At 66.5% G+C, this 1,097-nt stretch carries 2 protein-coding genes; one reads left to right on the plus strand and one right to left on the minus strand.

The window, feature by feature from the left end; genetic code table 11:
• Positions 1-104 precede the first annotated feature (104 nt).
• A complete protein-coding gene (locus ACIQV3_RS40555) occupies positions 105-314 on the minus strand; it encodes a hypothetical protein (protein WP_403722425.1) in 210 nt (69 codons plus the stop codon).
• A gap of 327 nt (positions 315-641) precedes the next feature.
• Here ACIQV3_RS40555 and ACIQV3_RS40560 point away from each other — a divergent pair, with 327 nt between their 5' ends.
• Positions 642-839 (plus strand): serine protease inhibitor, encoded by a 198-nt coding sequence (locus ACIQV3_RS40560; RefSeq protein ID WP_403722428.1) that lies wholly within the window; start codon positions 642-644, stop codon positions 837-839.
• Positions 840-1,097: the final 258 nt, after the last annotated feature.

Genomic DNA, 1,097 nt, shown 5'->3' on the forward strand with positions numbered 1-1,097 from the left:
TGAACGCCTTCGACATCACCTTCGACGGCCGGCTCTCAGCCGCCCGCCGCTGAACCCCTAACAACTCCAGAACCACCGTTCGCTGGACGGACCCGGGCGAAGCGTCAGCGAACCGTATTGAGGGTGAACTGCGCGTCTTGGGTAGCATCAGCAGGCTGATCCCGGGGGGCGGTGACGGTTGCCTCAGCGCTGAGCAATGGCTTCTCCACGACTGGGAGCACATGATGCGACGCTTCCTGATGACCGAGGTGGACGACCACGTGCGAGAGCTGGTCAGTCACTTCAATCTGGACCTTCCCGCTGAGGACGTTCACGCCCACATTGCCGGTCCGGCCATCGTTGTAGACGCGATAGGGCTCTACTGATACGCGAGTCGCCTTCGGCTGTCGCGGTCAGGGATCTGGTGCAGGATGATCTTTCCAGAGTCTAGCTCTGAGACAGATTGAAGCATTCTTTTGTTGGAGCCTGTTACGACAAGGTCCCAGGGTGGGGGAGCGGAGCGGACCCGCCCAACGGGCCGGAGGCTCGGACCTTGTGAAGCGGGGTCAGCTCTGTGCGAAGCACGGGACTTCCAAGTTCCACGCAGTGGTGGCCTGTAGCGTCGAGCGGGGCCGGAAGCGATCATCACGTTGGAGGGGCTTGTGGAGGCGAAGAGCGTGTGGCCGGAGCTGATGGGCAAGTCGGCGGAGGAGGCCCGCCGGCAGATCCGGGCGGAGTTTCCGGAGATCACGGTGCATGTGGTGCCCGAGGGCAGCATGGTGACGATGGACTTCAACGAGCAGCGGGTGAGGCTCTTCGTGAGGGACGGCAAGGTGGTCCAGGAACCCAGGCGCGGGTAGCCCCCGCTGCCAGCTTGGCCTGCGGAGCAGGCCTGGGGTCCTGGAGGCGGAGCCGGAAGGGCCCTGGGGTGGGGGAGCGGAGCGGACCCGCCCAACGGGCCGCAGGCCCGGGACCCCGTGAAACGGGGTCACCTCCCGCGCTCCGCGCGGGAGGTCTGGGGCCTGCGGAGCAGGCCCGCTCTGGTGGAGCGCAGCGGAACCAGAGCCAGTCCGGAGCGAAGCGCAGGACCCCGGCCGAAGGCCGGCCATGGCTCGGAG

This window comes from Streptomyces sp. NPDC099050, assembly GCF_044759865.1.
Lineage (GTDB): Bacteria > Actinomycetota > Actinomycetes > Streptomycetales > Streptomycetaceae > Streptomyces.